Raw genomic sequence first — 26,092 nt, 5'->3', positions numbered from 1 at the left:
GAACAATCAGGAGGGTGAGATGACACAATCCAACGGCAATCAGGGTCAGTCCGAGCATCGCGGTGGATCCGGCAACTTCGCCGAAGATCGGGAACGTGCCTCGGAAGCCGGGCACAAGGGCGGACAAGCCAGTGGCGGCAACTTCGCCAACGACCCTGAGCGGGCTTCGGAGGCTGGCCACAAGGGCGGACAGGCCAGCGGTGGCAACTTTGCCAACGACCGCGAGCGGGCTTCGGAGGCCGGCAAAAAAGGCGGCGAGGCGAGCCACGGCGGTCGTGGTTCCTGACCACTGAAGTCACATCAGGACACGGGTCGGCAGGCTAAAGCGCGAGATCTGCCTTCCTGGTCCTGTATTCGAGTCGGCCACGTCCGTTTCGATAAGGAGGCATGAGTCAAGTCCAGTTCCGTTTTACGGCGTTGCACTCGGCCCACACCCCCAAGTCCTCTCCTGCCGCGCATGCCGTGCGGTGGGACCGCGGTTCACCATCCATGCCGTCCCGGGCCGCAAGCATGGGGCGGCGATGCATTGAGGTGGCTTAAACCATGTACTATCACGACAAGCGTCTCCAATATCCCGTCAAGGTCGATTCACCCGATCCGGTTTACGCGCGTATGCTGCAACAGGCGATCGGCGGCATCGAAGGTGAGATCCGCGTCTGCATGCAGTACTTCTTCCAGGGTTGGGGCGCACGGGGACCGACAACGAAGTATCGCGACATGCTTCTTCACACCGCGACCGAAGAGATCGGCCACATCGAGATGCTGGCGACCGCCGTCGCGATGAATCTGGAGACGGCCCCGACGAAGGTTCAGGAAGCCGGTGTGGCGGACGCCGTGGTGGGCGCCGTCATGGGTGGTGAGAACCCCCGGCATCTCGTCGAAGGAATGCTGCACCGACATCTGCTGTCCACGGGGATGGCTGCGTTTCCGGCCAATTGTGACGGCGCTCCGTTCGACATGTCACACATCTATGCCAGCGGGAATCTCGCCGCCGACATGTACTGTAACGTGGCGGCGGAGGCGACGGGGCGGACATTGGCCGTCCGCCTGTTCAACGCCACGAACGACCCTGGAATGCGCGACATGTGGAGCTTCCTCATCGCGCGCGACACGATGCACCAGCAACAATGGCTCGCCGTCGTCGAAGAATTGGGGGGCCACGAGGGCGCCCTGCCGATCCCCAACAGCTTCCCGCAAAGCAAGGAGCACGAGAAGTTCAGCTATAGCTTCTTCGGAACGGCCGCGGACGGCACGGTGCCGCCGGAAGGCCGTTGGACGAGCGGTCCGTCGCTGGACGGCAAGGGAACCTACAACGTGGTGCAGAACGTACCCATGGGCGAAGAGCCGGTTCTGGGGCCCGCACGCCCCGACAGCGGCGCGCAAAAGGAACAGATCGCCTGATTTGAGGCGTTCCGAACCGGCGGTGTCGGAGCGGCTCGGGTCTTCTCGAGGTCGCTTCGCCATCCCCGTTCCCCGCATACCCGTCACCGGTGAGGTCGCATCCACGATGCGGCCTCGGTCGGCACGCGATCTCCCGGGTCGACGGGTCCAGGGTCAGTTCTGCAAGTGAACTTGTTCGACAGAAAAATTCGGCAAGGAAACCTCGTTCGCCATGACGCAATTCCCAAAGCCGCCGTTCGAGAATCAGCGCCCCCTCACACCGCCGGGGCGCGATGTGGATATGGATCCGAAACCTGATTACGGCGAGGCGCATTACAAGGGCTCGGGACGCCTCGCGGGCCGGAGCACGATCATCACCGGCGCCGATAGTGGAATAGGCCGCGCCGTGGCCCTGGCCTATGCACGCGAAGGGGCGGACGTACTCGTGAGTTATTACGACGAGCACGACGACGCTGCGGAAACGTGCCGCCTGGTCCAGTCCGCAGGCCGCAAGGCGATCCGGATGGCGGGGGATGTGAAGGATTCCAGCCAATGCCGCGCCATCGTCGACAGGGCCGTGGTGGAGTTCGGGCGAGTCGATGTTCTGGTCAACAATGCCGCTCACCAGAAAACCTTCGCGAACCCGGAGGAGATCTCCGACGCTGAGTGGGAAATCACCTTCGCAACGAACATTCACGCAATGTTCTACCTTGTGAAGGCTGCGCTCCCATATATGAAACCCGGCAGCGCTATCATCAACACCACGTCGGTCAATGCCGACTCGCCGAGCCCCCACTTGCTCGCATACGCCACTACGAAGGGCGCCATTCAGAACTTCACCGGCGGACTCGCTCAGATGCTGGCGGAGCGCGAGATTCGGGTGAATTGCGTCGCGCCGGGCCCGATCTGGACACCGCTCATCCCGGCGACGATGCCCGAGGAAAAGGTCCGCAGCTTCGGCTCGCAAGTACCAATGAAACGTCCGGGGCAACCCTGCGAACTCGCACCGGTCTACGTGATGCTGGCGAGTTCCGAAGCGAGCTACGTCTCAGGCGCCACGGTCGCGGTGACGGGTGGCAAACCGATCATTTAGACGCTCATTCGTACGCGCCGCACCCCACTCGCCTTTAAGGCGGCGTGACACCCGGTCATCTTCCGAGAAGATCGAGGCTTTGGTCGACTTACCGGCCCGAATGGTGCCGATGACTTCCCGGACAGCAGCCAACCTCGAACAGCTGTCTTACCTCAAATCGATCCGACCACAGGAGCGTGCAATGAAATCTAAAACTTCGGCCTATGCTGCACTCTGCTTTTTGACCGCCACCGGATCATTGGCCCTGGCGCAGACTCCGATCGGGCGCGGGGACACGCTCCCACCCGGAACCATCGTGCAGCAACAACCGAACACCACCGGCAACGACATCGACCTGGTGATCTCGCGGGGCCCGACGGGAGCCGACACGGTGACCACGGACTCGGCAGCGGGCGGGAATGCGAGCCTCCCCGAGCGGGCGATTCCGAACGGAAGTGCCGGTGGCGGCAGCGGCGGTGGGCGGTAGAGCGAGCGGACGCCTATTTGTTTCGTACGCGCGCCCGGACCAACCGTGCTGGCGTCAGAACCACACGGTTCTTCTGTGCATCGGCGCGATCGCGGGCGATCACTCGACCGATCTCGGCCAGTTCCCTCCGTTGATGCCTCGCCGGACATCGTTGGGCTTCACGGTATGGCCGATATGTCTCCGACCGACCGCGCAGCGATCACGTGTGCATTCGACCACATCGCAGCATGATCCAACCACCGATCAGCATGACACCGCCCCAGATCAGGAAACCCAGATCCCAATAGATCCACTGTGCACGTGGAACCGTCTCGTTGACGTGGTGCAGGCCCAGAAGGTGATGGTTGATCGTGCCCTCCGCGAGATTGAAGAGTCCGAAGCCCATCAGGATGCCACCCGGCAGCAGCCAGCCCGACCAGCGCAGGTGGTTCCGGCGTGCGTGGCGCCACAAAACGACGAGCCCCCCGAGGACGAACAGGTAGGTGCTTGCGTGAAACAGCCCATCCCACAGGGTGTTTATTTGAAGATTCTCCACACTGTCGGGCGGGTACCCGGCGCTCGTGAGCATGTGGTGCCATTGCAAGACCTGGTGCAGCACGATCCCGTCAAAAAATCCGCCGATACCGAGTCCGAACAGAATCGCTGCCGAGGTCGGAAAGTCCGCGAGGTCACTTCGATCGATCGTCATTGACGCACCCTGACATGCATTGCCGGAAGTCTACCGTCCGCCATCAGGTCTGGAGCAGATGGAGGCTGAACAAGCCTTGCGGATCGAGCCATACCCGCTCCGGATACCATCCCGCTTCCCTCGCGAGGGCTTGGAACTCGTCCGGTGAATACTTGTAAGAGACGTCCGTCAGGATGCTTTCGCCGGCCCGAAATCGAATCGCGGTGCCGCCGAGGCGGTAGATCGCGCTCGTGCGCGCCACGAGGTGCGCTTCGACTCGAAACGGATCGTGGTGCACCTGCACCGTGTGGTGGAAATTGTCGCTGTCGAGATCGGCATCGAACTCGCGGTTCAGGCGCGTCAGAAGGTTGATGTGAAATGCCGGCATCAGGCCGTCGGCGTTCCCATAGGCGCGCATCAGGCTCGCAACGTCGCGCGTCGGATCGGCCCCCACGAGGAAACGGCTCGGTCCGAGGGTGGCGCGGGCTCGCTCGAGAAACCGCTTCGCATCGTCGGGCAGGAAATTGCCGATGCTCGTTCCGGGGAAGAACCCCAGCACCGTGGTCCCGGAGAGATCGACGGGCACGTGCACCGGCGTCGTGTAATCGGCGTGCACCGGGATCATGTGGACGCCGGGATAGGACGGCGCGAGACCCGCGATGGCGGCGTCGAGGTAATCCCCCGAGATATCGAGGGCGATGTAGCGCGCCGGCCGATCAAGGGCGTCGAGCAGCGTACGGATCTTGCGGCTCGCTCCACTGCCGAACTCGACGATCGTGACACAGGAGCCGATCGATGGAGCAATTTCGGCCGAAACCTGAGTCAGAAGAGCAATTTCGGTACGGGTCGGATAGTAATCGACGCTCGCGCAGATCCGCTCGAACAGATCCGAGCCGTTCTCGTCCCAGAGGAGTTTACCTGGGAGGCGCTTCTGCGCTTCGGACAATCCCTGCAGGATGTTCGACAACACATCGGCTTGGGCCATCGACACGTCGACCACGGTCTCTGTCATGAAGCGGATCTTTCGGAATTTTCGTTGGACGTCAGGACGTCACGCGGGACGGGTCGCCGTGAGCACCACCAGGGCGATGCGGTCCGCTTCCGCATAGGCCGGGTCGTCGAGTTCCTCGCCGTAGGCATCCGGGTCGAATTCGCGGTACTGGGCCTGCAGACCGGCCCGTTCACAGAGATCCAGCGCAGCGTCGCGGAAACCATCGGTGCCGCCCACGATGACTGATCCGGTGAACAGCACGAGGCTGCCGCCGGGGGCGAGGCGTTCGGCGGCAGCCTCGACCACGGCCAGGGACAAGCCTTCGCCGAAGGCACCGCCGCCGTGGCGATAGGTGCGCCCGCTCCGGTCGATCATGAACGGCGGGTTGGAGACGATGAGGTCGAACCGACCCTCGATCTCCAGTAGCAGATTGCTCTGCCGGGGTACGATGCCGCCGACACCGGCCGCTCTGGCATTGATCCGGCCGGCGCACAGGGCGGCCGGGTTGATGTCGACCAGGACCACCTCGGCGCCCGGTGCGCGCTTCGCGATGGCGATGCCCGCAGCCCCGGACCCCGCGCCGATATCGGCGGCGCGGTGAATAGGCCGGTCACGCTCGGAGAGATGCATGATCACCGCAGAGACGAAGCGCGTGGTATCGGGCCCGAAGAAGACCGCATCGGTGGCGCTTGGCGGGTAGGCCGAGTGCAGGAAGAGTTCCCCATCGAGGCTCGAGACCCGGATGGTCGCGCGCGCACCCCCCTCCACGGTCTCGATCACACCCGCCCGGTACATGGCGCCGAGGAGATCCGGCGGCACGACCCCCTCGCGGAACGGGCGGCTCCAGCCGAGGACGTCGCCGAGATCGCGTGCCCAGTCTGCGCCCGGTCGCGCGTTGACACGGGCATGGCTCGCCGGCGTCACCGTAGTGAAAGCGTAACCCGTTGCCCGCACCGCCTGGATCAGGCCGACGAGCGCGTCCTCCGTCTCACGCCGTATCGGGTTCATCTCGCTCGTCTCCCTGTGCGACAATCGGATTCGTTTCGGAAGGCGGCGTCAGACCGCGAAGGCACCGCTCCGTAGATCCTCCACGATGCGTATCCCGTCCTGAGCATCCGGCCGTGGACGGGTCTCCGGCTGACGCGTGAACGGACAGGCCCAGGTCTCCTGGACGTGACGCCCGCTGTATTGGCAGGCTTCCGAACGTTCACCGTGCCGCGCCAGCATCGGGTTGACCGAACCTGCAAGCGCGATGTCGCGCTGAAGGATGGCGTCGCGCAGACCTTCGTAGCGACCGGCGGTCCAGAGGCGCTCGAACTGGTCGTGCAAGTTGAAGACGAGTGCCGGCCGCTCGAAACGTCGCGCCGGCCGGCTCGCCCGTGGATTCAAACCAAGGATGAAAAACGCTTCTCCCCCGAGGCTGAGAGAGAAGTGCGGATCCTCCGGATCGGGGCTGACGCGGGAATCGTAGGCGTGCCCCAAGCCGCTGTCCTGGTTCGACAACGCTTGGGCCCGCGTCCAGAGAAAACGCTCGAAGGCCACTTCAGTGAGGGATGCCGGCTGTTCGAAAAGCACCGCGAAGCTCTGAAACTGGTCGGGCCGGGCGCGATAGCGACAAATGAAGGCAAGCACTGCCGTATAGATCCGCACGTCGTCTGCGTGTGCCGTAATATCGCGCGCAACGAGAATCTTGAGCTGACTGCGCGCGAGGGCGGACTTTGCGCCAACGCATGGGAACGACACATCGCGAATGAAAGAACGAAAGCGCTCGGCGAGGGGGTGACTGGCATCGTCCGTCGGAAAGAGCATGCGGATCCGGTGCTTCTTGGCGTGGTTCGTATTGGATTGCTGTCGCCCGAGCATAGAGCGATCCGGGCGCTGACTTTGCCCGCGGCAGCACGGATTCAGGGGCGCGCCAGCTTGAGCGATGATGTTGGATCGACAACGCATGTATGATTCTATTGTTCCGATGTGCGATGATAAACCTAAATTAAACTATGTTAATTCTTGATTTTTATGCTTGGATAGCTTCGCTCTAGGCTATCGACCTTTCCGATAACCTCTTCATGGCATACACAATGGCTTCTCCGGGCACCGTGGACACCGTCCGGGCACATCCGGGGCGGGCCGCCGAGCGATCGGCCGATGGCGGTGCATCGGACGCACGGGAAGGTTTGATCGATGAATGCTCAGACCGGCCGACATCGCACGCATGTGGACCGGTCCCGTGAGCTGACCCTTCGTGGTCTGTTGCTCGGGGCCGCCATCACGGTCGTGTTCATGGCAGCCAACGTCTACATGGGCCTCAAGACGGGAATGACGTTCTCGTCGTCGATCCCAGCCGCGATGCTATCGATGGGACTGCTGCGGTTGTTCGGCGACAGCTCCATCCTGGAGAACAACATCGTTCAGACCCAGGCCTCGGCGGCAGGGACGCTGTGCAACGTCATCCTGGTCTTGCCGGGCCTGATCTTGATCGGACATTGGAACGGATTTCCCTTGTGGCAGACGAGCGGCGTGTGTCTCCTCGGCGGACTGCTCGGCGTCGCCTACTCGATCCCCCTTCGGCGGGCGCTCGTGGCCGAAGCGGGATTGCCGTTCCCGGAAGGGGCCGCCGCTGCCGAGGTACTGAAAGCCGGTGACACATCGGGCGATCACGGCGCCGGGGGCTCCGGCCTGCGCGACCTGCTCGGCGCCGGCGGCGCGGCGGCCCTGATCGCGTTCGGGACGAGCGGCCTGCGCCTTCTCGGTGAGGGCCTGCACACGACCCTGCAGGCGGGCCACGCCTTGTTTCGCGTCGGGACCGGCTTCTCCCTCGCCCTCGTCGGGGTCGGCTATCTCGTCGGCATCGGCGCCTGCCTCGCCCTGCTCACCGGCGTGATCATCGCCTGGGGCCTGGCCGTCCCGTTCATGACGGCGTTCGCGCCCGAGGGCGGGCTCGCGCCCGATGCCGCGGCGGAAGCGGTCTGGTCGGGGCAGGTGCGCTTGATCGGGGCGGGCATCATCGCGGTCGGAGGCGCCTGGACCGTGGCGACCCTGGTGGGACCGATCCTCGCCAGCGTCCGGGCCGCCCTGAAGGCCGCGCGCGGTACCGGCCGAGGACTCAGCGAACTGCCGCGCCAGGAGCGGGACATTCCCATCACCTGGGTCGTCGGAGCGGCCGCCGCGCTGACCGTTCCACTGGCCCTGCTGTTCGGGCAGTTCTCGATGGGTGCCGAACTCGCCGGCCTGCTTCCGGTGCTGATCCTCGCCGCGACGGTGTTCACCGTGTCATTCGGCTTTCTCATGGCGGCGGCGTGCGGCTACCTTGCGGGTCTCCTCGGTTCGTCGTCGAGTCCGATCTCCGGCATCGGCATCCTCACCACGATGTTGGTGGCCCTGTTGCTGCCCCTCGTGGTTGGCCGCGCGGCGGGACCCGAGGGAGACCGGTTCGTCATCGGCCTCGCCCTTTTCATCGCGGCGGTGATCGTCACCATGGCGTCCATCGCCAACGACAACCTGCAGGACTTGAAGACGGGCCAGCTCGTCGACGCGACGCCCTGGCGACAGGAGTCGGTGCTGATCGTCGGTGTCAGCGTCGGATCCCTGGTCATCGCACCCTTGCTGGCGCTCCTTTACAACGCCTACGGCTTCGTCGGCGCCCTGCCGCGGGAAGGCATGGACGAAGCCGCGGCCCTGCCGGCGCCACAGGCAGCCCTGATGACGCAGATCGCCAGCGGCATCGTTCACGGCGAGCTGCCCTGGGCCATGGTGCTCACGGGCATGGGGCTCGGCGCCTTGCTCGTGGGTTTCGAGGCTTGGTTGCGCCGAAGCGGACGCGTCTTTCCCGCTCTGACGGTGGGAATCGGGATCTATCTTCCGCTGAACGTCGTCGTCACGATCGCCATCGGGGGTGTCATCGCCTGGTTGAGCGAGCGGGCCTTTCGAAGCGGGTTCGAGGGTCGCACGTCGGCCACGGACGACGCTTACGAGGCGGTGCGCCGTCGCGGCGTGCTCCTGTCCTCGGGCTTCCTCGTCGGGGAGAGCTTCATCGGCGTACTTCTGGCCGGTGCGGACACCCTCACCGGCCGCAGCGCCTCCCTGGCGATCACAGGTCCCGGGGTCACCCCCTTCACCCCCCTCATCGGTCTGGCCGTCTTTGTGGTCGCGATCGGGACATTCTATCGTCTGGTCTCCCGGGCGCCGGGAAAGGGATCGAGCATCGCCCCCTGATCGGCGGCACCAGACACCGCTACCGCTCGCGCCACGCCTTGGCGACCTGATCGGAGAACGGCTTGAGCAGGTAGCTCAACACCGAACGATCCCCGAGCTGCACGAAGCTCTCCACGGGCATTCCGGGCACGAGGCGCACGCTGCCGAGCCGCTGCCGCTGGTCCTCGGGCACACGGATCCGGGCGGTATAGTAGCTCGAACCCGTCTTCGGATCGACGCTGACATCCGCGGAGACCCGGCTCACCACGCCGCCGATCTCCGGCGTGGTGCGCTGGTTGAACGCGGGAAAGCGAAGGACGGCCGGCTGGTCGAGGCGGACGTTGTCGATGTCCTGCGGCTGGATCTTCACCTCGACCGCGAGTTGGTCGGCCTCTGGCACGATGAGCATGGCAGGCTCGGAGGGCGTCACCAGCCCGCCGATGGTGTGCACGGTCATCTGATGCACGATGCCGGATTGCGGTGCGCGGAGGTCGACGCGTTTGAGCTGATCCTCTGCCGCGACCCGCTTCTCGACGAATTCCGACCACTTGCCCCGAATCTCGGCGAGATCCCTTCCGGTCTCCGTCCGCATGTCGCCATCGATCTGCAGGATCTGCAACTCGGTCTCGGCGATCTTGCCACGCGCGGAGGCCGTCGCGGCGATGAGCTGTCCGCGCTCGCCATCGAGCCGGGTGGCATCCCGCTCAAGGGCATTGACGCGGGCGAGGGGCACCAGGTTCTTGCTGTAGAGTTCGCGCACGCTTTGCAGCTCGCCGGTGATGAACCCGACCTCGCGCGCCTTGGCCGCGATCTGCTCGGAAAGGCCCTTGATTTCTTCGCGAAGTTGCTGTGCTCGCTCGCGCAGCTGCGCCTTCTGACCCGCGCGCCCGGCGACGCGGGCACTGAACAGCCGGGTTTCCCCATCGATCAGGTGGGCTACAGCCCGGTCGCTGCCGGCGCGCGCCAGCAACTCGGGCGGGAAGGTGATGTGGGTGGCGCCGTCGCGCTCGGCTTCGTTGCGGGCGCGGCGGCCGGACAGCTCGTCCAGCGCCTTCAGGATGATGTCGAGGTTGGCCCGGACCTGGGTCTCGTCGAGGCGGATGAGGATGTCGCCGGCCTGGACCCGGGCGCCCTCGCGTACCCGCAACTCACCGACGACACCGCCCGTCGGGTGCTGCACCTTCTTCAGATCGGACTCGACCACGAGTTGACCTGGCGCGATCACCGCACCCGAGATCTCGGTGAACGTCGCCCAGCCGCCGACCCCCACCACCAGGAGCAGACTGAGGACGAGGCCGACGACGAGATGGCGGCGGATCGACTCCCGCGCGATCGACTCCTCGGTGGCGGCAGGCGGCCCCGGGGAGGCGGGACCCGTGGAGGGGAGCGCGAGATCCATCAGGCACGCTCCTGCAGGGCGCCGGCCTTGGCGCGGGTGTCGGCGGGACGCGTCTCCACGAGAACGGGCGCCGGGCGCAGCACGCGCTTCAGCACTTCGTCCTTGGGGCCGAAGGCCTGGGCTCGCCCCTCCGCCATCATCAGGATGAGGTCGACGGCGGCGAGCGCGCTCGGCCGGTGGGCGATGACGATGCAGAGACCGCCGCGCCGTCGAACGCCGAGGATCGCCTCGGTCAGGGCATTCTCGCCCTCGGCGTCGAGGTTGGCGTTGGGCTCGTCCAGGATCACCAGGAAGGGGTCGCCGTAGAGCGCACGCGCCAGCCCGATGCGCTGGCGCTGGCCCGCAGACAGGCCCGCCCCGCCATCGCCGATCCGGGTGTCGTAGCCTTCGGGAAGACGCAGGATCAGATCGTGCACGCCCGCCGCCTGCGCCGCGGCGATCACCGCCCCGGAGGGGGGCTGCGGGTCGAAGCGGGCGATGTTCTCGGCGATGGTGCCGGCGAACAGCTCCACCTCCTGGGGCAGGAAACCGAGATGGACTCCGAGGTCGTCGGCCGACCACTGGTCGAGCGCCGCCCCATCGAGGCGGACCTTGCCGCGCACCGCCGGCCAGACGCCCGCGAGGGCGCGGACCAGGCTCGACTTGCCCGAGGCGGACGGCCCGATGATGCCGAGCCCCTGGCCAGCCGGGCGTCTCGGTCGTCCGGGTGCACGGTCTCGATGACCTGGGCGAGGCTCAGGCCTTCGCGTCCCACGGTGGGATCGAGGCCGAAACTGCGGGCGAAGAGCTCCGACAGGCGCGCCCAGGATTGCCGGGCTTGGACGAAACCCTTCCAGTTGGCGATGGCGAGTTCGGCCGGAGCGAGCGCTCGCGCCACCAGGATCGAGCTCGCGATGATGATGCCCGCACTGGCCTGGCCGTTGATGACGAGATAGGCGCCGATCGCGAGCACGCCCGATTGCAGGGCCATGCGGAACACCTTGGACGCAGCCGCGAACCCGCCGGCGACGTCGGAGGCGTGCTGCTGGGCCCGCATGTAGTCGCGGTTGGCCCCGGTCCAGCGTGCAGCGAGGCGTCCCTGCATGCCCATGGCGGCCAGAACCTCGGCATTGCGGCGCCCGGCCTCCGCGAGGCCGTTGCGGCGCAGGCCGTGGCCGGTTGCCGTCTGCGCCGGATGCTTCGTCGCCCAATCCGTCAGGAGGCCGAAGGTCGCGAGCACGGCCCCTCCCACCACCGCGGCGACCCCGATGAGCGGATGGAACAGGAAGCAGATCAGCAGATAGATCGGCATCCAGGGCAGATCGAAGAAGGCGGACGGGCCGGACCCGCCGAGGAAGGCGCGCAGGGTATCGAGGTCGCGCAAGGGCAGGAGGCCATCGCCGGGGGTGGCGCCCTTGAGGGGCGCGCGCACGACGATGTCGAAGACGCGCGCGCTGAGAGCCTCGTCCAGGGCCGCGCCGATCCGGATCAGCACCCGGGCGCGCAGGGTCTCGAGGAGCCCCTGGAAGCCATAAAGCACGAGAACGAGGGCACAGAGGCCGACGAGAGTCGGCACGGATCGGCTGGGAATGACGCGATCATAGACTTCGAGCATGAAGAACGAGCCCGTCAGATAGAGCACGTTCACGAAACCGCTCATGGCGGCCACGCCGAGAAATGCCGTACGGCACCGCGACAGTGCCGAAACCAACTCGGCGGAGTCCTTCTGCATCGTCACGGTCTTTCGCGAGGGGGTTGCCATCAAATACGTTCGACAGCGCGAGGCATCGGCGGTGTGCCTCGGTCGAGCGGATTCGGGCGCAAGTCTGGTCCCGCAGCCGCGAGAGCTGCGGGACCGTCGTCTGCCTACTGAAGCAAAAGCTCGAGGTCAGACGTAGATGCCGACCCCGGCCGCCTGAGCGAAGGCCCCATCCCCCGCAACCACGGCACGACCTTCGCCGGCGCCGTACTCGAGGAAATGCTGAAGCGGATTGAGCCCGGCTGCAGCGACGTCGCCGTTCTGCGCAAGGTAAGCCTTGGTATCGAAGTTCGCGGACGGGTCACGTCCCTCCTTCCAGCCATAGGTCAGGTAATGTTCGAGGGGATTGATCCCCGCAGCGGCGACGTCGCCGTAGGCGGCGAGATACCCCTTGGTGTCGAAGAAGGCATTTGGATCGCGTCCCTCACGCCATCCGTACTCGGCGAAATGCGCATCGGCATCGAGACCGGCGTCAAACACATCGCCATTCCGGCTGAGGTAGAACAGATCGTCCACGCCGGGCTGCCCATCGGCCTGCACGATGGTCCTGTCCTGAAACTCGAAAGCCTCCGTATTCTTGACCGTGTCAGAGCTGCCGGTTCCGGAGATCTTCGCCAGCGACCCGGCGGAGTCGATGACGCCCGCATCCCTGAAGTTGAAATTGAAGACCGCCGTATCGTACCCGGCCGCACCGTCGAGCGTGTTGGTGCCGGAGCCGCCCGACATTCTGTCGTCGCCAAAGTCGCCGAAAACCGTATCGTTACCAGCGGACCCCAACAACGTGTCGTTGCCAAGATCGCCATCGACGTAGTCGTCGCCATCACCGCCATCGACGAGATCGTCATCGTCCCCGCCGGCAACGAGATCGTTGCCAGCCTCGCCGAAGACCTGGTCTCGTCCCGCCTCGCCAATAAGGAAGTCGTTGCCGGCGCCCCCATACAGGATGTCGTCACCAGGATTGCCGGCGGCGTAATCATTTCCATCATCGGTGTAGATGGTGTCGTTGCCAGCCTCACCGATGATCTGGTCCGAACCGGCGCCGCCCCGGATCAGGTCGTCGCCGGGACCGCCAGCGATGTAATCCACGTTCGGCCCGCCGAAGATCGAATCGTTGCCGTCTTGGCCGTCGATCCGGTTGAAGCCACCCGGATCGGTGATCGTATCGTTCCCCAGCAAACCGAGGATGATGTCGTCCTCGGCCGTTCCAGTGAGCTGGTCGCCGATATTCGTACCCGAAATGCTAGCCACTGCGTATCCTCACATTTGATGGACCTGCCCATCCACTGTAATTCGCCACAAAAGAACACGATTTCGCATATGTTAATCGGTGTTATTACTATGGGAAAAAGCGCATCGATAAGCTTTCCTGTCGGGAGGGGATAGAGCCGCGGATCCGAATGTCGAGTTGTGGCATCAAGCCGCAAGATACAGCCTTCCTTCGTGAGAAATCCTGACTTTCGATGTCCATTCGCGTGCGGTTGTCGATCGTCCAGGGTGTTCCAGGCGCTCGTTGGGATTCGATTTGGCCACGAAAGGGCCCCCGCGTCCTCAATCCGCGACGAGCGACACCACGGGCGTCGCATGGCGGTGACACGGCGGGGGTCCATGCCCGCAGCGAACTTCGGCAAGTCTCCCGGTCACAAGCCTACCGGTCACTTGTACTCGATCAAGGCTGCCGAGCGTCGGCTCATTCGATTTGCGTAGAACGTCGCGATTCCGAAGACTTCCGGGAGTTTACCCAGGAGCGTGAAGCCCGCATAGGCCCAAGCCCCCCGCCCGGCGACGCTCCGGCGGCGCGCGATGCGGCAGAGCTGGACCGGGTAGAGCAGCGTGAGCAGGGCCGCAGCGGGGTGGAGGAACACGCCGAGGCCGCTCAGAACCGGCAGGCCCACGCCCCAGAAGACCGCCCGCGGCACCGCCGCCCGCCAGATGGCGTGGGGCGAGCCGCGATGGACCTGTGCGACCTGGGCGAAGGCATGGCCGCTGCGGACCATGCGCCACCACCACTGACGCAGGCTCGTGATGTTGGCGTCGTGCAAGGTCATCTCGGCGTCGAGGCGCCAGATCCGCCAGCCTCGCGCGCGCAATCGGACGCAGAGTTCCGGCTCCTCGCCGGCGATGAGGCCACCGTCGAAGCCGCCCACCGCCGCGAAGGCCTCGGTGCGAACCAGGAAATCGCCACCGCATTCCAGGGCTTCCCCGGGGGCGGTGTCCCATTCGAGATCGCACAGGCGATTGAACACGGAACGCTCGGGGTGGCGTTCCCGCCGTCGCCCGCAGACGACGGCGACATCGCGGCGTGCCGAGAGAGAGGTGTGGGCCTCGCCGAGCCAGCCCGGCGCGAGGGCGCAATCGCCATCCATGAACTGCACGAAGGCGAGGCTTGGCGCGAGATCCCGCAGCCTCGCGAAACCGGCGTTGCGCGCCCGGGCCGCCGTGAAAGGCCGGGCCGTATCGAGAACAACGACGGCGACGTCGAGGTTCTCCGCGAGGGCGACGCTGCCATCGGTCGAGCCGGAATCGACGTAGACCACGGGACCAATGGTGCGGTCGATCGATTCGAAACAGGCTCGCAGCCGCTCCCCCTCGTTGCGCCCGATCACGACGACACCCAGGATCGGGGTCCGGCACGCAGGCTCGATCATCGCGGCCCCCTCACAGGTGCCACAGGCCGTCGAAGGCCGTTCCGAGGGACAGCCCCGCGCGCAGAGCGGTCAGCATCAACAGCGTTGCGAGGAGCACAGCGGTGGCGAGAAGATCCTGCGCGCCGAAGCTGACGCGCGTTCGGACCTGCGCGACGAGGAGTACCGCGTAACGGACCGCGTCGGCGGTCACCAGGATGAGGATCGCTCCGAGCATGCCGCCGGCCGCGAACGCGAGCGGCAAGCCGATCACCAGATAGGCGAGCTTCACGCTGCTCGCAGCGGTGCCGTATTGCGGTTTGCCGCGTCCGATCAGAACGTATTCGTTCGTGGTGCAAAGCACCGTTGCCCAGGTGCCGAGCAGCAGCAGCGGCAGCATGGCGGCCGCGAGCGCGTAACGCGTGTCGTAGATCGCCCAGATGGCGAAATCGCCGCCCGCCGCCGCGGCCCCGATCCCAACCGCAGCGGCGAGCAGGAAACAGAGGCGGATCGAGCCGATCTCCCGTCGCAGCCGCGCGGGTGGCATCTCTCCGGCCGCGGACACCAGGGGAAAGACGAGGGAGTGGCCGAGCCGTCCGGCGAGGAGCGCCGGCAATTCGGCCATGGTGCGGGCGATGCCGTAGATGCCGAGCAGCGCCAGGGGTGCGACGCTGCCGAGATACAGACGATCGAAGTTGAGACTGAAGAACCCGAGCATCGACCAGAGGAAGATCCACTTCCCGAACGAGAAGATCTCGCCCACATGACGTCGGTCGAGCATTGGGCGGTTGCCGCCCTCGGGGAGCAGAAAGCTGCCACCGACGCGCAGCAGCGCGCTCAACAGGTTTCCGAGCAAGATCGACCAGATCGTCGGGCTCCAATAGACCAGGAGCAGCATCAAGGCGGTGCCGATGGTATCCTGGAAGAAATCGAACAGGGTGAGGGTCTGAACGCGCAAGCGTTTTTGCAGAAGGAACTGCGAGGTCGAGGTTATGCCGAGGACGGCCAGGGTGAGTGCCCCGAACTGGATGGCCGCCGCCGGCACCCCGTAGAGCTCGGCGAGCGGGCCCGCGAAGGCGCAGCACAGCCCGCACAGCAGCAGCCCGCGCAGCACCTGCAGGGTCCAGACCGTGTTGTAGAAGGCCGGCTGATCACCGCGGGGATTGGTGACCACGTTCTGACCGAGGCCGACGTCGGACAGGAGTTCGGCCCCCATCCGGATCGCCAGGATCACCACCACCATCCCGAAGATCTCCGGCGCGATGAGCCTTGACAGCAGGACGTTGGAGGCGAAGCGCACGATCACGCTGACGCCGTAGATGCCGATGATCCACGCGCTGCCGCTGAGGATCGCGCCACGCGAGATCGTCAGTGTGCTCATCGGGTACGCTCCTGGAACAAGTCACTCGCCGGAAATCAGACAGAACGGCCGGCCGGCCGGGATCACGCGTGCCGAGGGATCACGTGTCGCCCTGCCCGCCTGATCCGTTCGCCAGCCGGCCTCGGCTGCTGCGGCGGTCAGCCTAGAAGGGGTCCGGCGCCCGCGAACGCCGCCATTCGCAGGACGGCTTCTCCGAACCCGCGCCGAAGGGCGTAGGGCCTACCGACCTCGGGTGAGCCGGCTCCTCAGAACGACGCAGGCACGCCCCGTGAGCGTGGGCCGCTATCGTCGCGTCACGAATGTCAGGCATTCGATGGCATGAACGGGAACGAGCGACCGTGGTGAAAGAGCTGATCCTCGCCACCGGCCTCGGCATGATGGTGCCGTTCGCCGTCTGGGTCCGCGGCGGTGCTGTGCTCGGCAAGCGGCTGTGGATTCTGATGGGCCTGCTGCCGTTCCTGCAGCCGGGGCTGCCACAGCTCGATTTCGCAGTGCTGAGCTGGGGGGCGGACTGGCCCGGCCTCGTCAGCGGAATCGAGGTCAGCGCCTTCGATCTCCTCGGTCTGGCGATCTATGTCGGGCTTGCGCGGCCGCCCTTGCGCTCGCCCTTCTCGATCATTCTGGCGCTCTACCTCGTCGCCGTCCTGCTCTCGATCGGCCAGGCGGCGGAGCCCACGGCGGCCTTCTTCTACTTCTGGCAGATCTGCCGCGCCGCGCTCTTGCTCATCGTCGTGGCACGGGCGAGCACCGATCCGAAGGTGGCGGGCAACCTGCTGACCGGGATGGCGCTCGGCGTCGTCCTCGAATGCGCCCTCACGGCCTACCAACGCTTCGGCCTCGGCATCGTGCAAACCAGCGGAACCTTCGCTCACCAGAACACCCTGGGCCTCGTCCTCCACCTCGCGGTGCTGCCTCAAGTCGCGCTCTTGCTCGCCGGCCGTCGAAGCTGGGCCACCATCCTGGTACCGCTTACCGGCATGGCGACCGTGGTGCTCACGACGTCGCGGGCCGCGCTGCTCTACGCGGCTCTCGGCCTCGTGCTGATCTACTTGCTGTCGAGCCTGCGCCATCTGACCCTGCGCAAGGGCTTGCTCGGCATCGCCGGCTGCTGCGTCGCCCTGAGCTTCGCACCGCTCGCCGTCACCTCGTTCGAGAAGCGCTTCGAACGCGATCCCCTACGCGAGGAGGAATACGACGAGCGGGCGGCCTTCGAGCGGGCAGCGACCGCCATCCTGCTCGGCAACCCGCTCGGAGTTGGCGCGAACCACTACGTCTATGTCGCCAAGAACTTCGGCTACTCGGAACGCGCCGGCGTCATCGCCAACGAGGGCAACCGGAACAACCTCGTCCACAACGCCTACCTGTTGGCCGCCTCCGAGACCGGCTGGTTCGGCCTCGTCGCCTTCGTGCTTCTGCTGGGCTACCCTCTCGTCACCACCTTCCGGATCGGTTGGCCGAGCCGAGCCGGCCCGGAGGGCGATCTGCTCATCGGCCTCGGCGTCGGCCTCCTGATGGTCTGTCTTCACTCGACCCTCGAATACATCCTGCTGTTGCGCGATAGTCTGTACCTCCTCGCGGTGGCGATCGGACTGATCCTCGGCGTGGCCTATCAAGTGCAAGTGCGGGCACACATGCCGGCGTCGATGCCGGCGTCCATGCGATCCTTGTCGCCAAGGCCCGAACGCAAGGCGCTCCGGCCCGCGACGTAACCCGTGCGACACGAGGGGAGCAGGGATTACTTCGCTTCCGGTTCGGCCGAGCAGGGCAGGAGCGCTCGGCGGCCGCGGCGAGGGCTCGACCGGACCACCGGCCATCGTACCACTTCGGGACGAGGCCATGCGGGCACCGCGTACAAAGAAGGTGTTGTGCCGATCCTTACGCGTTCCTAGCGTCGTCGAGCCGATCTCCACCGGCAGGCGAACCGCAGATGTCCCACCGATCGGATTCCACGATTCTCGCACGAGACCCGCTCGCCGTCGCAGCGCGATCGCACACGAACGGCGACGGAGGTTTCGGTACGCACGGCGAAGCGATCGCCCTCCCGGCCTCCGACCCGGTCCCGGACAGCGTGCTTCTCGTCACCCACGTGCCGTTGCGGCGGATCGGGGGGCGGCTGTGCCTCGACGATCAGACCTGCGCGGGCCTCGATCGCTGGGGCGAGAACTTCGCTCGGATCACCTATACGGGCATCGACGCGGGCGCGGGTCCGCCCGCCGTTGGTGAGGCTTCCACCGCCTGGCGTCCGGTCGACGATCTCGCCTGCGCGGATCGCCTGTCCGTCGTCGCCCTGCCGGAGGCCTACCGCATCGCGACGTTCGCGGCGCGGTACGCCGGGACGCGCCGCCGCTTGACGGACCTCGTCCGGAGAAGCCGCTATCTCTGCTACACCCTCGGCTCACTCGCCGGAGACTGGGGCGGCGTCGCCGCCCTCGAATCGATCCGCCGACGGCGGCCCTACGCCGTCTGGTTCGACCGGGTCGAGCACGAGGTGATCCGCCGGACAGGGACGGATGCACCGCTCCGCAGACGCATGAAGAACGCGCTCACGCTGCCACTGATGGTACGCTACCATCAGCACCTGATCGCGCGCAGCCATCTCGGCCTGTTCCAGGGGCAGGATACGTTCCGGACCTACGCCCCCCATGCGCGGAACCCGTTCTGTGTCTACGACACCCACACCACCCGCGACGACCTCGTCACGGAGACCGCGCTCGCGGACAAATGCCGCGCTCTCCTGAAGGGCGAGCCGCTGAAGATCGTCTATGTCGGCAGGGCCGACGCCATGAAGGGGCCGCTCGACTGGCTGGACGCGCTCCATCGGGCTCGGCAGAGCGGGATGCGGTTCACGGCGACCTGGTGGGGCGATGGCCCCCTGCGCGAGACCATGCAGGCACGGGCGGGCGAACTCGGCCTCGCCGATTGTGTGGCGCTGCCCGGCTTCGAGGGTGATCGCCAGAAGCTTCTGGCTGCCATGCGCGCGGCCCACCTGTTCCTGTTCTGCCATCGCACGCCCGAATCCCCGCGATGTCTCATCGAGTCCCTCGTCTGCGGCACGCCGCTCATCGGCTACGGCAGTCCCTACTCGGAGGACCTGATAGGCCAGGACGGAGGAGGGCGCCTCGTTCTGATGGACGATGGGAATGCGTTGGTTTCCGGGCTCACGGACCTCGACCGCGACCGCGCGGGTCTCGCGGGCCTGATACGGGCCGCGGCCCGCACCGGCACGCGGTTCGACGAGGATACGGTCTATCGCACCCGCGCCGAACTCCTGCGGCGGTATCTCTGAACCGTGCCCGGCCGCGTCGTCCTCGCGCGAGTCACCCGCGCTCGATACTGGATTGGCCGGAACATCGGCTCGGGTTCCGGATGGCCGATGAAAGTGGGTAGCGCACGACTCACCCGCTCGATCCTCGCCAGCCTGCTCCTCGCGGCGGCCCCGAGCGTTCAACCCGCCCGGACCGAACCGGCTCCCGGCCTGGTGAGCGTTCAGGAGATCACGGTCGCCACCCCGGACATCCTGGCGGTGGAGGTGCGCGACCCGCCATTCGTGCCGGGCCGCATCCTCGCCCTCGATGCGCCCCGATCCGAGGCGCCCGGCACCTGGGTCCGGCACGGGGACGCGTGGGCCCAGGTGATCGGCCCCAAGCGCGACCACCTGCGTTCGAGCGACGCGCCGCCGGGTCATCACCTCGATCGAGGGGCGATCGACGCCGCTGCGGGCTACGGCCGGATCGGCGGCCGCCGGGTGGTGGCCGTCTACCGCAAATCGATGCCCTACGAATCGGGGATCTTTTACGATGAGGGCGGCGCGACCCGGACGGGCGCGAGCTTCCGCCATCAGATCTATCTCAAGCTCGACGGCCCGGTTCCGCGCGGAACCCACACCCTCGCGTGGCCCGGCAACCTGCTGCCACCGACGGCCTTCACCTACGACGACCGCACCACCCGGGCCCTCGCCCTACGTGGCACCCAACTCGGGCACGCCCCGGCCGACATCGCCAAGACCGCCTACCTCGCCCTCTGGCTGCCGGGTGGCCCCGACCTGGGGGCCGTGGATTTTCGCCGCTACGGGGTGAAGCGCTTCGCAATCCTGGATGAGAATGGCGCGGCGGCCTTCTCCGGCGACATCGGCCTGCGGGCCACACCCGACACACCGGAGCCCACCAACGGCCTGCCCAAACCCTTGGCCGACAGCGTGGACGCCGACGGCCTCCGTCGACCCATCGGCACGTTCCGGGCCCGCGACGGACAGGTCTCGGCCCAAGCCCATGGCTTGCGGGACGGCCAGCGGATCGCCCTCGAAGGACTCGGCGGCGACCGGATTCCGATCTTCGCCACGGTGGCGCAGCCGACCCCGGACGGCTTCGTGGCGGCAAGGCCGGACCGACCGCTCCCGGTCTCCGACCGCACCGGCGGCACCGTCGCGCCGGCCCATGCGGCGAACCGCGCCGGCACGTTCGTGTTCGAACTCGACTACTCGGCCTGGCAGCCGAAGCGCCCCGGCCGCTACCGCCTCTGGATCCCCGGGCTCGGTGTTTCCGATCCCTTCCCGGTCGGAGACGAGGTCTGGCTCGGCGCGGCGCGGGTCGCGATCGGGGGGTTGTACAATCACCGCAGCGGGATCGCCCTCGACGGACGCTTCGGCTATCGCCGCCCCGCCGCCTTCCGGCCGACGCCCGAGGCCCCGGTCCGCCGGAGCCGGATGCCGCTTGCCTGGTCCACGGAGGGACTGGACGGGTTCGCCTCGTCGGAGGTGGGGGCCGAGCCGGCATGGCTCACCGGGGGGAATGCCCCGTCGAACGTCTGGGGCGGCTACATGGATGCGGGCGATTGGGACCGCCGGATCCAGCACGTCGATGTGGCGACGCTCCTCCTCGAGGTGTTCGAGGGCCTTCCGCCACACCTCCGGACCACCGATTTCGGCCTGCCCCGTTCGAGCGAGGTGCTGGACGATCCGATCTACGCCACCGCCGACGCCCTGCCCAATCTCCTGCACGAGCCGATCTGGCTCCTCGACTTCTTCCGCCGTCTCCAGGGGCCGGACGGCGGCGTGAGCGGCGGCATCGAGAGTGCCCGCTACCCGCTCCTCGGCGAGCCGAGCTTTCTCGAACACCACCGGGTCTTCGCCTACGCCCCCGATCCCCTCGCCACCTACCGTTACGCCGGCGCGGCCGCCGGCCTCGCGCGGGTCCTGCGCGAGGCCGGGCAGGCCGCGTTGGCGGAGTTGTTCCGCGAAAGCGCATTGCGGGCGTGGCGCTGGGCCGAGGCCGGTTTCAACGACCCCGACACGGCCTATGCGGATGCCCTCGCGGTGGCACGGCGCACCGACCTGTTCGCGGCGGTGCCCTGGGAAACACGCCGGGCGACGCTGCAGCGGCTGACGGGGGAATTCCGCGTCGCCGCCGCCGCGGCCCTGTTCCGGCTGGGCGAGGGACGGGCGTTCGGGCAGCTCTTCGAGGAGGCCTGGAGCACGGGGTTCGGGATCGCCGAGCGCGGGGCGGATGCGGCCTGGGATTACGCCCGGGCCGCGCAGGCCGAACCCGAGATCCGCACACGGATCGACGTAGGCCTGGTCCGCGAGGCGACCGGGTTCGCGGCCGTTCAGCGCGGCGGGACCTATCCCAGCATGAAGCACCCCTATGCGCCCGCGGGCTGGGGCCAGGGCACCGCGCCGGGCGAAGGAATGACCCGCCTGTTCCTCCGCGCTCACCGGTTGAGCGGGAACCCCGAGCTGCTAGGATTGATGATGCAGACCGCGCAAGGGCTGCTCGGCACCAACCAGCTGGGCTTGAGCCTGACGACGGGAATCGGGGTCCGGCAGGTCCGGCATCCGCTTCACGAGGACCATCGTGCCATGGGCGTGCCGGTGCCACCCGGCATCACGATCTACGGGTTCGGGCCTCAATCGGCCTTCTCTCCGGAATGGCTGTTCGGTCCGGCCTGGGCTATCTTCCCGGAGGGCGATTCGACCGCGCCGGCCCATCGGCGCATTCATCCCGCCCGCTTCGCGATGCCCTATTTCGAATACCTGATCGAACACCCCGGGATGGTGATGCAGCAGGAATACACCGTACAACAAACCATCGTCACCACCGCTGCGCTGTGGCTCCATCTCGCGGCGCAGGCCAAGCTCGCGACACAGGCCCGGAGCCCGGCTCGATGACGCGCGCCTCCGATTCCAGCCGTCGGCCCATGGCCGACCCCGGTACGGCGGCGGGCGCGAAACTGCGGCTGTACTTCGACCTGACCGATGGCCAGACCATCCTGCGCGACGAGGAGGGCGTCGAGGTCACCGATCTCGACCATGCCCTCGCGGAAGCCGACGCGGTACTGGGGGAGCTGCACGGTTATGAAGTCGGCTGGTCGCTGGTGATCCGGAACCAGGCCGGCGCGGTCCTCGCGCAGCTCCCGGTTCGACCCTGAGCTGCGGGGCGGCGCGTACCGTCGGCGGCCGTCGCGCGTGACATGGTCTGTCCCTGCGGTCCGCTTGGCGCGCGCCCAGGGGCAACCCGGAGGTTCGAGGCCCGCGAGGGGCTTCGACCCGAGCCCGCGTGATCGGGATCAGTAGGCGTTCTGCGGAGCGAGCACCGCCCGGCAGGTCCGGACCATGATCCACAGATCGAGCCAGAAGCTCCAACGCTCGATGTATTGCAGATCCAACGCGATCCGGCGGGCGAGGGCGTCCTCGGTCCGGGTCTCGCCGCGATAGCCGCAGACCTGAGCCCAGCCGGTGATGCCGGGCCTGACATGGTGGCGCAGGGCGTAATCGGCGACCCGGAGGGCGAAGTCCCGCTCCTGATCGACCGCGTGCGGCCGCGGGCCGATCATCGACATGTCGCCTTTCAGCACGTTGAAGAGCTGCGGCAGCTCGTCGAGGCTGCTGCTGCGCAGGAAGCGACCGAGCGGCGTCACCCGCGGGTCGCCCCGCCGGGCCTGGACCACCGCCGTGCCGTTCTCCTGAACCGTCATCGTCCGGAACTTGTAGATCTCGAACGGGCGCCCGTGCAGGCCGCCGCGCGTCTGCCGGAACAGCACCGGTCCCTCCGAAGTGAAGCGGATCAGGAGTGCGACGGCGACGAGGAGGGGCGCCAGCAGGAAGACCAGCAGCGCCGCGACCACGAGGTCGAAGCCGCGCTTGAGCGCCAGATCGGTCTCGTCGAGCGGCGAGCGCGGCAGGGTGAGCCCGCACGCCTCGCCGGCCCCGGCGTCGAACAGTGCGGCTGGTCCGGCACTGGCGGGAAGCGCGTCGAGGATGGCCGCCTCGAGCGCGACCATCGTGCCAACCGGCCGGTCGAGGCCTATCGCCTCGCCGGCGGTCGGAAGACCCATTTGCTCGGCCCCGAGCAGCCAGGGCTGCGCCAGCGATGCGATGCCCTGTGACGTTGCGGCAGCCTGCGCGCTCATGACCGGCCTCGTTGACAACGAATGGACGATGGACGTTGCGGGAACATAGAAATAAATTCTAAATAAATAATCGTCTCACGTCTGAATATTAGACAGCTTGTTATTTATACTTTCAGACATCGCAGCTATATATGAATACTTACTATCGAGGTGACATCGAATATTTCGATCGAAACCACGGACTCGGACGTCAAACCTGATCAGCCAGTCCGGCCGACGATATGGTGCTCGCACCCGCGCGTTCGTCGGCGAAAGCGGGGCGACGGATTGCGCCGGCCTCCTCGAACAGCCGCCACAGGGTTCGGGCGAGGGCGCGGCGATCGTGCAAGCGCGCGACGCGCTCCCGTCCCACCGCACCCTTGGCGGTGAGTTCGTCGGGCGTCGCGAGGAGGGCCGCTTCCATCGCCTGCGTCAGCGCTTCGACGTCGCCGGGCGGGATCAGCCAGCCGCACCGCGCATCGAGCAGCTCCGGAATGCCGGCGACATGGGTCGAGATGACCGGGCGACCGAGGGCGAAGGCCTCCATGATCACGACGGGCAGGCCTTCGGCGAAGCTTGGGAGCAGAAGGGCTCGACTCGCGGCGACGAGGGAGCGTACCTCCGCGTTGCTCGCCCAGCCGTGCAGGATCACCCGGTCCGCGACGCCGTGGCGGCGGCAGGCCGCCTCGATCTCGGCCCGGCGATCGCCGTCGCCGACCAGGACGACCTTGAGGTCGGGGAAGCGTCCGCGCAGGGCCGCGACCGCCGCCGGAATCATCACCTGGCCCTTGGCGGCGCAGAGGCGTCCGACACAGACGAGGGTCTGGGTGTCGGTCCAGCGCGGGCGCACCGCCGCGAACTCCTCGAGGGCGAGCCCGCAGCGCGCCACACGGATCTTCGGACCGTCCTCCGGGCGGGCAAGTCCGATGAGGCGATCCTGGCAGTACCGCGAGATCGCCACCGCGAAGCGGGCCTGCGCGATCTTGTCGGAGAAGCCCAGCCGTTCCGGATCTTCGAATTCGTCCGGGCCATGGGCGGTGAAGCTGTAGCTCGGCCCGCCCATGAGCCGCGCCAGCATCGCCACGGTGGTGGCATTCGTGGCGAAGTGCACGTGGATGTGGTCGATCCCCTCGGCCGCCGCGCGCTGGCGAAGGTAGGCCGCCTGCAGGAGGTAGGCGACCGGCCGCACCGGCCCGTTGCGAGCGGCGCGCGCGAGCGTCAGCCACGGTCCGAGGCTCCGGGCGAGGCCGCGCGGATTGCCCAGCATCTCGCGCACGGCCGCGCCCAGCAGACCACGCAGGTTGCGGGTGAGCAGGTAATGCGTCGCCGCCCGCTCGGCGCGATCTCGGGGATCGACCAGGGCCTGCGGCCAGGCACGCACGGCATAGCGCCGGATCCGGTGCCCGAGTCCCTCGATCGCCTCGATCTCCCTCCGGATGAAGGTCGTGCTCGGCAACGGATAGGTGTTCATCAGGTACGCGATCTTCATCGCCGGCACGTCCTTCGATCCGTGGTTCCGATGGGGAGCGTCGGGTGCTCAGGACTTGACCGTCCGGGGCGGCAGGGCGCGCCGGGACGGCAGCCGCGCGAGACCCTCCTTCAGCAGGAGGCGTCCGAACGGCAGCACCGCGAGAAGGTAGCGACGCCAGAGCCTGTGCGGCTCGCTGGCGAGGCGATGAAGCCATTCGATGCCCGTCCGCTGCATCCAGAGCGGAGCGCGGCGCTTGCGGCCGAGCAGGAATTCCAGCGCAGCGCCGATACACAGGGCGGTTCCGCACGCGTCGGGATCGAGGGAGGCCTGGAAGGCGATCCGCTCGGAGCGCGGCGCGCCGATGGCGATGAAGGTGAAGCGGGTGCGGCTGCGGGCGACGAAAGCGACGCAGGTCGCGAAGGCCGCCGGATCGCCGTCGATGTCGGGCGGTGCCGTGAGGATCGCGAGATCGAGGTCCGGGAAGGCAACCCGCATATCCGCCGCGATGGCGTCGCTGGCGACCACCAGGGCGATGCGATCCCCCGGGCGGATCACGGTCCGGAACAGGATCTCGGTGAGCGTCGAGCCCGGAAGGTGCAGAAATCCGCCGCGGGTCAGCAACCGCGACATCACCAGGATCGGCTTGCTGTCGCAGAGCGAGAGCCAGGCGGCCTCGTAGCAGGGGGCGAGGGACGGGTCCGCGCTCAGGCGGACCACGTGGTCGACATTGGGGGTGACGACGTAGCGGAACGATCGCGCCTCGAAGTCTCGCGGCGGATCCTGAGCGAGCAGCGAGAGAACTTCGGACCGATCGAGACCGTCGAAGGGTGCATTGAGGAAATGTTCGCGCAGGCTGACTGCGCCGGCCAGACCGATCGGCATGGTTCCGCTCCACGAAGGACTCGAACGCGGTGCATGCCGACCACCCGCGTCGCGTTGGCCGGCCCCGCACCGAAGACTTCGCTGGACACAGATGCACGCAGCCGCAGGGTCACAAACTACGCATATCGGGCGAACATTCGCGGAAAACCGATCGAAATCGTCGGTATTTTATTGGAACAACAGATCTCCACTTCACCGTACGACTTCCGAATACCTCGAATTCTCGATGCTCGACTCCGGACGGTTCCATCGGGCGCGTTGCTGAACGGCTTCGATGCGCCCTCCGGAGAGGCCCGTCCCCGGAAGGTGGGCGAAGGGGTCGATGCAGGCGAACGGTCTCACGCGAAGGCGGTAGGGACGCCTTCCTTTTGAGGCACGACGAAGCCTTGGAGCGCGATTCGGATCGGCAAACCCTGAGGCGGGGCGCCC

22 protein-coding genes and 1 pseudogene are annotated in these 26,092 nt (G+C 67.0%); 10 read left to right on the top strand and 13 right to left on the bottom strand.

Annotated elements, in window-relative coordinates; translation table 11 throughout:
- Nucleotides 1-19: 19 nt before the first annotated feature.
- The 4 genes from ASF27_RS21850 to ASF27_RS18795 all read left to right on the top strand — a co-directional run bounded on the left by ASF27_RS21850 (nt 20) and on the right by ASF27_RS18795 (nt 2,939).
- On the top strand, nt 20-286 hold the full coding sequence (locus ASF27_RS21850; protein ID WP_056267398.1) for a general stress protein: 267 nt from the start codon (nt 20-22) through the stop codon (nt 284-286).
- 257 nt (nt 287-543) lie between these two features.
- Nucleotides 544-1,401, top strand: coding sequence for a manganese catalase family protein (locus ASF27_RS18805; protein WP_056167237.1), 858 nt, complete (start codon nt 544-546; stop codon nt 1,399-1,401).
- Nucleotides 1,402-1,612: 211 nt separating this feature from the next.
- On the top strand, nt 1,613-2,473 hold the full coding sequence (locus tag ASF27_RS18800) for an SDR family oxidoreductase (protein ID WP_056362438.1): 861 nt from the start codon (nt 1,613-1,615) through the stop codon (nt 2,471-2,473).
- A 295-nt stretch (nt 2,474-2,768) separates the two neighbouring features.
- Nucleotides 2,769-2,939 (top strand): hypothetical protein, encoded by a 171-nt coding sequence (locus ASF27_RS18795; protein ID WP_244476718.1) that lies wholly within the window; start codon nt 2,769-2,771, stop codon nt 2,937-2,939.
- A 199-nt stretch (nt 2,940-3,138) separates the two neighbouring features.
- Here the strand turns inward: ASF27_RS18795 and ASF27_RS18790 are convergent, their stop codons facing one another.
- The 4 genes from ASF27_RS18790 to gntA form a co-directional block, all read right to left on the bottom strand.
- Nucleotides 3,139-3,627, bottom strand: coding sequence for a DUF2243 domain-containing protein (locus ASF27_RS18790; RefSeq protein WP_056362434.1), 489 nt, complete (start codon nt 3,625-3,627; stop codon nt 3,139-3,141).
- Nucleotides 3,628-3,670: 43 nt separating this feature from the next.
- Nucleotides 3,671-4,591 (bottom strand): L-histidine N(alpha)-methyltransferase, encoded by a 921-nt coding sequence (gene egtD / locus ASF27_RS18785; protein WP_244481056.1) that lies wholly within the window; start codon nt 4,589-4,591, stop codon nt 3,671-3,673.
- 66 nt (nt 4,592-4,657) lie between these two features.
- Nucleotides 4,658-5,605: a methyltransferase gene (locus tag ASF27_RS18780; RefSeq protein ID WP_056362427.1), complete on the bottom strand. Its 948-nt coding sequence runs from the start codon at nt 5,603-5,605 to the stop codon at nt 4,658-4,660.
- 48 nt (nt 5,606-5,653) lie between these two features.
- Nucleotides 5,654-6,406: a guanitoxin biosynthesis heme-dependent pre-guanitoxin N-hydroxylase GntA gene (gntA, locus tag ASF27_RS18775; protein ID WP_056362479.1), complete on the bottom strand. Its 753-nt coding sequence runs from the start codon at nt 6,404-6,406 to the stop codon at nt 5,654-5,656.
- A 372-nt stretch (nt 6,407-6,778) separates the two neighbouring features.
- On the opposite strand from gntA, the gene ASF27_RS18770 reads away from it, so the two are divergent.
- Nucleotides 6,779-8,809, top strand: coding sequence for an oligopeptide transporter, OPT family (locus tag ASF27_RS18770; protein ID WP_056362422.1), 2,031 nt, complete (start codon nt 6,779-6,781; stop codon nt 8,807-8,809).
- A 19-nt stretch (nt 8,810-8,828) separates the two neighbouring features.
- Here the strand turns inward: ASF27_RS18770 and ASF27_RS18765 are convergent, their stop codons facing one another.
- The 6 genes and pseudogenes from ASF27_RS18765 to ASF27_RS18745 all read right to left on the bottom strand — a co-directional run bounded on the left by ASF27_RS18765 (nt 8,829) and on the right by ASF27_RS18745 (nt 15,927).
- Nucleotides 8,829-10,187, bottom strand: a complete 1,359-nt coding sequence (locus tag ASF27_RS18765) for an HlyD family type I secretion periplasmic adaptor subunit (RefSeq protein ID WP_082479341.1) — start codon at nt 10,185-10,187, stop codon at nt 8,829-8,831.
- The gene (locus ASF27_RS23275; RefSeq protein WP_244481055.1) at nt 10,187-10,822 is read right to left on the bottom strand and encodes an ATP-binding cassette domain-containing protein; all 636 of its coding nucleotides are present in this window, start codon (nt 10,820-10,822) and stop codon (nt 10,187-10,189) included. The genes ASF27_RS18765 and ASF27_RS23275 overlap by 1 nt, the downstream gene beginning before the upstream one ends.
- Before the next feature lie 302 nt (nt 10,823-11,124).
- A pseudogene (locus tag ASF27_RS23270) lies at nt 11,125-11,781 on the bottom strand (ABC transporter transmembrane domain-containing protein); the annotation flags it as partial.
- A gap of 273 nt (nt 11,782-12,054) precedes the next feature.
- A complete protein-coding gene (locus ASF27_RS18755) occupies nt 12,055-13,173 on the bottom strand; it encodes a calcium-binding protein (protein ID WP_056167260.1) in 1,119 nt (372 codons plus the stop codon).
- Between the two features lie 404 nt (nt 13,174-13,577).
- Nucleotides 13,578-14,570: a glycosyltransferase gene (locus ASF27_RS18750; RefSeq protein WP_056362418.1), complete on the bottom strand. Its 993-nt coding sequence runs from the start codon at nt 14,568-14,570 to the stop codon at nt 13,578-13,580.
- 10 nt (nt 14,571-14,580) lie between these two features.
- Nucleotides 14,581-15,927, bottom strand: a complete 1,347-nt coding sequence (locus tag ASF27_RS18745) for an oligosaccharide flippase family protein (RefSeq protein ID WP_056362415.1) — start codon at nt 15,925-15,927, stop codon at nt 14,581-14,583.
- Nucleotides 15,928-16,268: 341 nt separating this feature from the next.
- Between ASF27_RS18745 and ASF27_RS18740 the strand changes: the two genes are divergently transcribed.
- From ASF27_RS18740 to ASF27_RS18725, 4 genes are all read left to right on the top strand, one after another.
- Complete coding sequence (locus tag ASF27_RS18740; RefSeq protein ID WP_162238655.1) at nt 16,269-17,636, top strand: O-antigen ligase family protein; 1,368 nt, start codon at nt 16,269-16,271, stop codon at nt 17,634-17,636.
- Between the two features lie 359 nt (nt 17,637-17,995).
- Nucleotides 17,996-19,213, top strand: a complete 1,218-nt coding sequence (locus ASF27_RS18735; protein WP_162238654.1) for a glycosyltransferase — start codon at nt 17,996-17,998, stop codon at nt 19,211-19,213.
- Between the two features lie 87 nt (nt 19,214-19,300).
- Nucleotides 19,301-22,090 (top strand): glycoside hydrolase family 9 protein, encoded by a 2,790-nt coding sequence (locus ASF27_RS18730; RefSeq protein ID WP_056362407.1) that lies wholly within the window; start codon nt 19,301-19,303, stop codon nt 22,088-22,090.
- Nucleotides 22,087-22,350, top strand: a complete 264-nt coding sequence (locus ASF27_RS18725; protein ID WP_244474349.1) for a hypothetical protein — start codon at nt 22,087-22,089, stop codon at nt 22,348-22,350. The genes ASF27_RS18730 and ASF27_RS18725 overlap by 4 nt, the downstream gene beginning before the upstream one ends.
- Before the next feature lie 138 nt (nt 22,351-22,488).
- Here the strand turns inward: ASF27_RS18725 and ASF27_RS18720 are convergent, their stop codons facing one another.
- The 3 genes from ASF27_RS18720 to ASF27_RS18710 form a co-directional block, all read right to left on the bottom strand.
- Nucleotides 22,489-23,331: an exopolysaccharide biosynthesis polyprenyl glycosylphosphotransferase gene (locus ASF27_RS18720; RefSeq protein WP_056362404.1), complete on the bottom strand. Its 843-nt coding sequence runs from the start codon at nt 23,329-23,331 to the stop codon at nt 22,489-22,491.
- A 190-nt stretch (nt 23,332-23,521) separates the two neighbouring features.
- Complete coding sequence (locus ASF27_RS18715; RefSeq protein WP_082479335.1) at nt 23,522-24,799, bottom strand: glycosyltransferase family 4 protein; 1,278 nt, start codon at nt 24,797-24,799, stop codon at nt 23,522-23,524.
- A gap of 48 nt (nt 24,800-24,847) precedes the next feature.
- The gene (locus tag ASF27_RS18710) at nt 24,848-25,663 is read right to left on the bottom strand and encodes a WecB/TagA/CpsF family glycosyltransferase (RefSeq protein ID WP_056362402.1); all 816 of its coding nucleotides are present in this window, start codon (nt 25,661-25,663) and stop codon (nt 24,848-24,850) included.
- Nucleotides 25,664-25,696: 33 nt separating this feature from the next.
- On the opposite strand from ASF27_RS18710, the gene ASF27_RS22490 reads away from it, so the two are divergent.
- Entirely contained in the window at nt 25,697-26,035 is a 339-nt protein-coding gene (locus ASF27_RS22490; RefSeq protein WP_156467581.1) for a hypothetical protein, read from the top strand.
- The last annotated feature ends 57 nt before the right edge of the window (nt 26,036-26,092 follow it).

Source organism: Methylobacterium sp. Leaf102, from assembly GCF_001422425.1.
GTDB lineage: Bacteria > Pseudomonadota > Alphaproteobacteria > Rhizobiales > Beijerinckiaceae > Methylobacterium.
The sequence above is the reverse complement of the archived record's forward strand: the minus strand, read 5'-3'. Positions and strand labels throughout refer to the sequence as shown.

What these genes read in the sequence shown, in the direction of transcription:
- ASF27_RS18745 (WP_056362415.1), bottom strand. Translation starts at nt 15,927, where the DNA reads ATGAGCACACTGACGATCTCGCGTGGCGCGATCCTCAGCGGCAGCGCG.
- ASF27_RS18800 (WP_056362438.1), top strand. Translation starts at nt 1,613, where the DNA reads ATGACGCAATTCCCAAAGCCGCCGTTCGAGAATCAGCGCCCCCTCACA.
- ASF27_RS18730 (WP_056362407.1), top strand. Translation starts at nt 19,301, where the DNA reads ATGAAAGTGGGTAGCGCACGACTCACCCGCTCGATCCTCGCCAGCCTG.
- ASF27_RS18765 (WP_082479341.1), bottom strand. Translation starts at nt 10,187, where the DNA reads ATGGATCTCGCGCTCCCCTCCACGGGTCCCGCCTCCCCGGGGCCGCCT.
- ASF27_RS18750 (WP_056362418.1), bottom strand. Translation starts at nt 14,570, where the DNA reads ATGATCGAGCCTGCGTGCCGGACCCCGATCCTGGGTGTCGTCGTGATC.
- ASF27_RS18805 (WP_056167237.1), top strand. Translation starts at nt 544, where the DNA reads ATGTACTATCACGACAAGCGTCTCCAATATCCCGTCAAGGTCGATTCA.
- ASF27_RS18725 (WP_244474349.1), top strand. Translation starts at nt 22,087, where the DNA reads ATGACGCGCGCCTCCGATTCCAGCCGTCGGCCCATGGCCGACCCCGGT.
- ASF27_RS18770 (WP_056362422.1), top strand. Translation starts at nt 6,779, where the DNA reads ATGAATGCTCAGACCGGCCGACATCGCACGCATGTGGACCGGTCCCGT.
- ASF27_RS21850 (WP_056267398.1), top strand. Translation starts at nt 20, where the DNA reads ATGACACAATCCAACGGCAATCAGGGTCAGTCCGAGCATCGCGGTGGA.
- ASF27_RS18720 (WP_056362404.1), bottom strand. Translation starts at nt 23,331, where the DNA reads ATGAGCGCGCAGGCTGCCGCAACGTCACAGGGCATCGCATCGCTGGCG.
- ASF27_RS18790 (WP_056362434.1), bottom strand. Translation starts at nt 3,627, where the DNA reads ATGACGATCGATCGAAGTGACCTCGCGGACTTTCCGACCTCGGCAGCG.
- ASF27_RS18715 (WP_082479335.1), bottom strand. Translation starts at nt 24,799, where the DNA reads ATGAAGATCGCGTACCTGATGAACACCTATCCGTTGCCGAGCACGACC.
- ASF27_RS18780 (WP_056362427.1), bottom strand. Translation starts at nt 5,605, where the DNA reads ATGAACCCGATACGGCGTGAGACGGAGGACGCGCTCGTCGGCCTGATC.
- gntA (WP_056362479.1), bottom strand. Translation starts at nt 6,406, where the DNA reads ATGCTCTTTCCGACGGACGATGCCAGTCACCCCCTCGCCGAGCGCTTT.
- egtD (WP_244481056.1), bottom strand. Translation starts at nt 4,591, where the DNA reads ATGGCCCAAGCCGATGTGTTGTCGAACATCCTGCAGGGATTGTCCGAA.
- ASF27_RS18710 (WP_056362402.1), bottom strand. Translation starts at nt 25,663, where the DNA reads ATGCCGATCGGTCTGGCCGGCGCAGTCAGCCTGCGCGAACATTTCCTC.
- ASF27_RS22490 (WP_156467581.1), top strand. Translation starts at nt 25,697, where the DNA reads ATGCCGACCACCCGCGTCGCGTTGGCCGGCCCCGCACCGAAGACTTCG.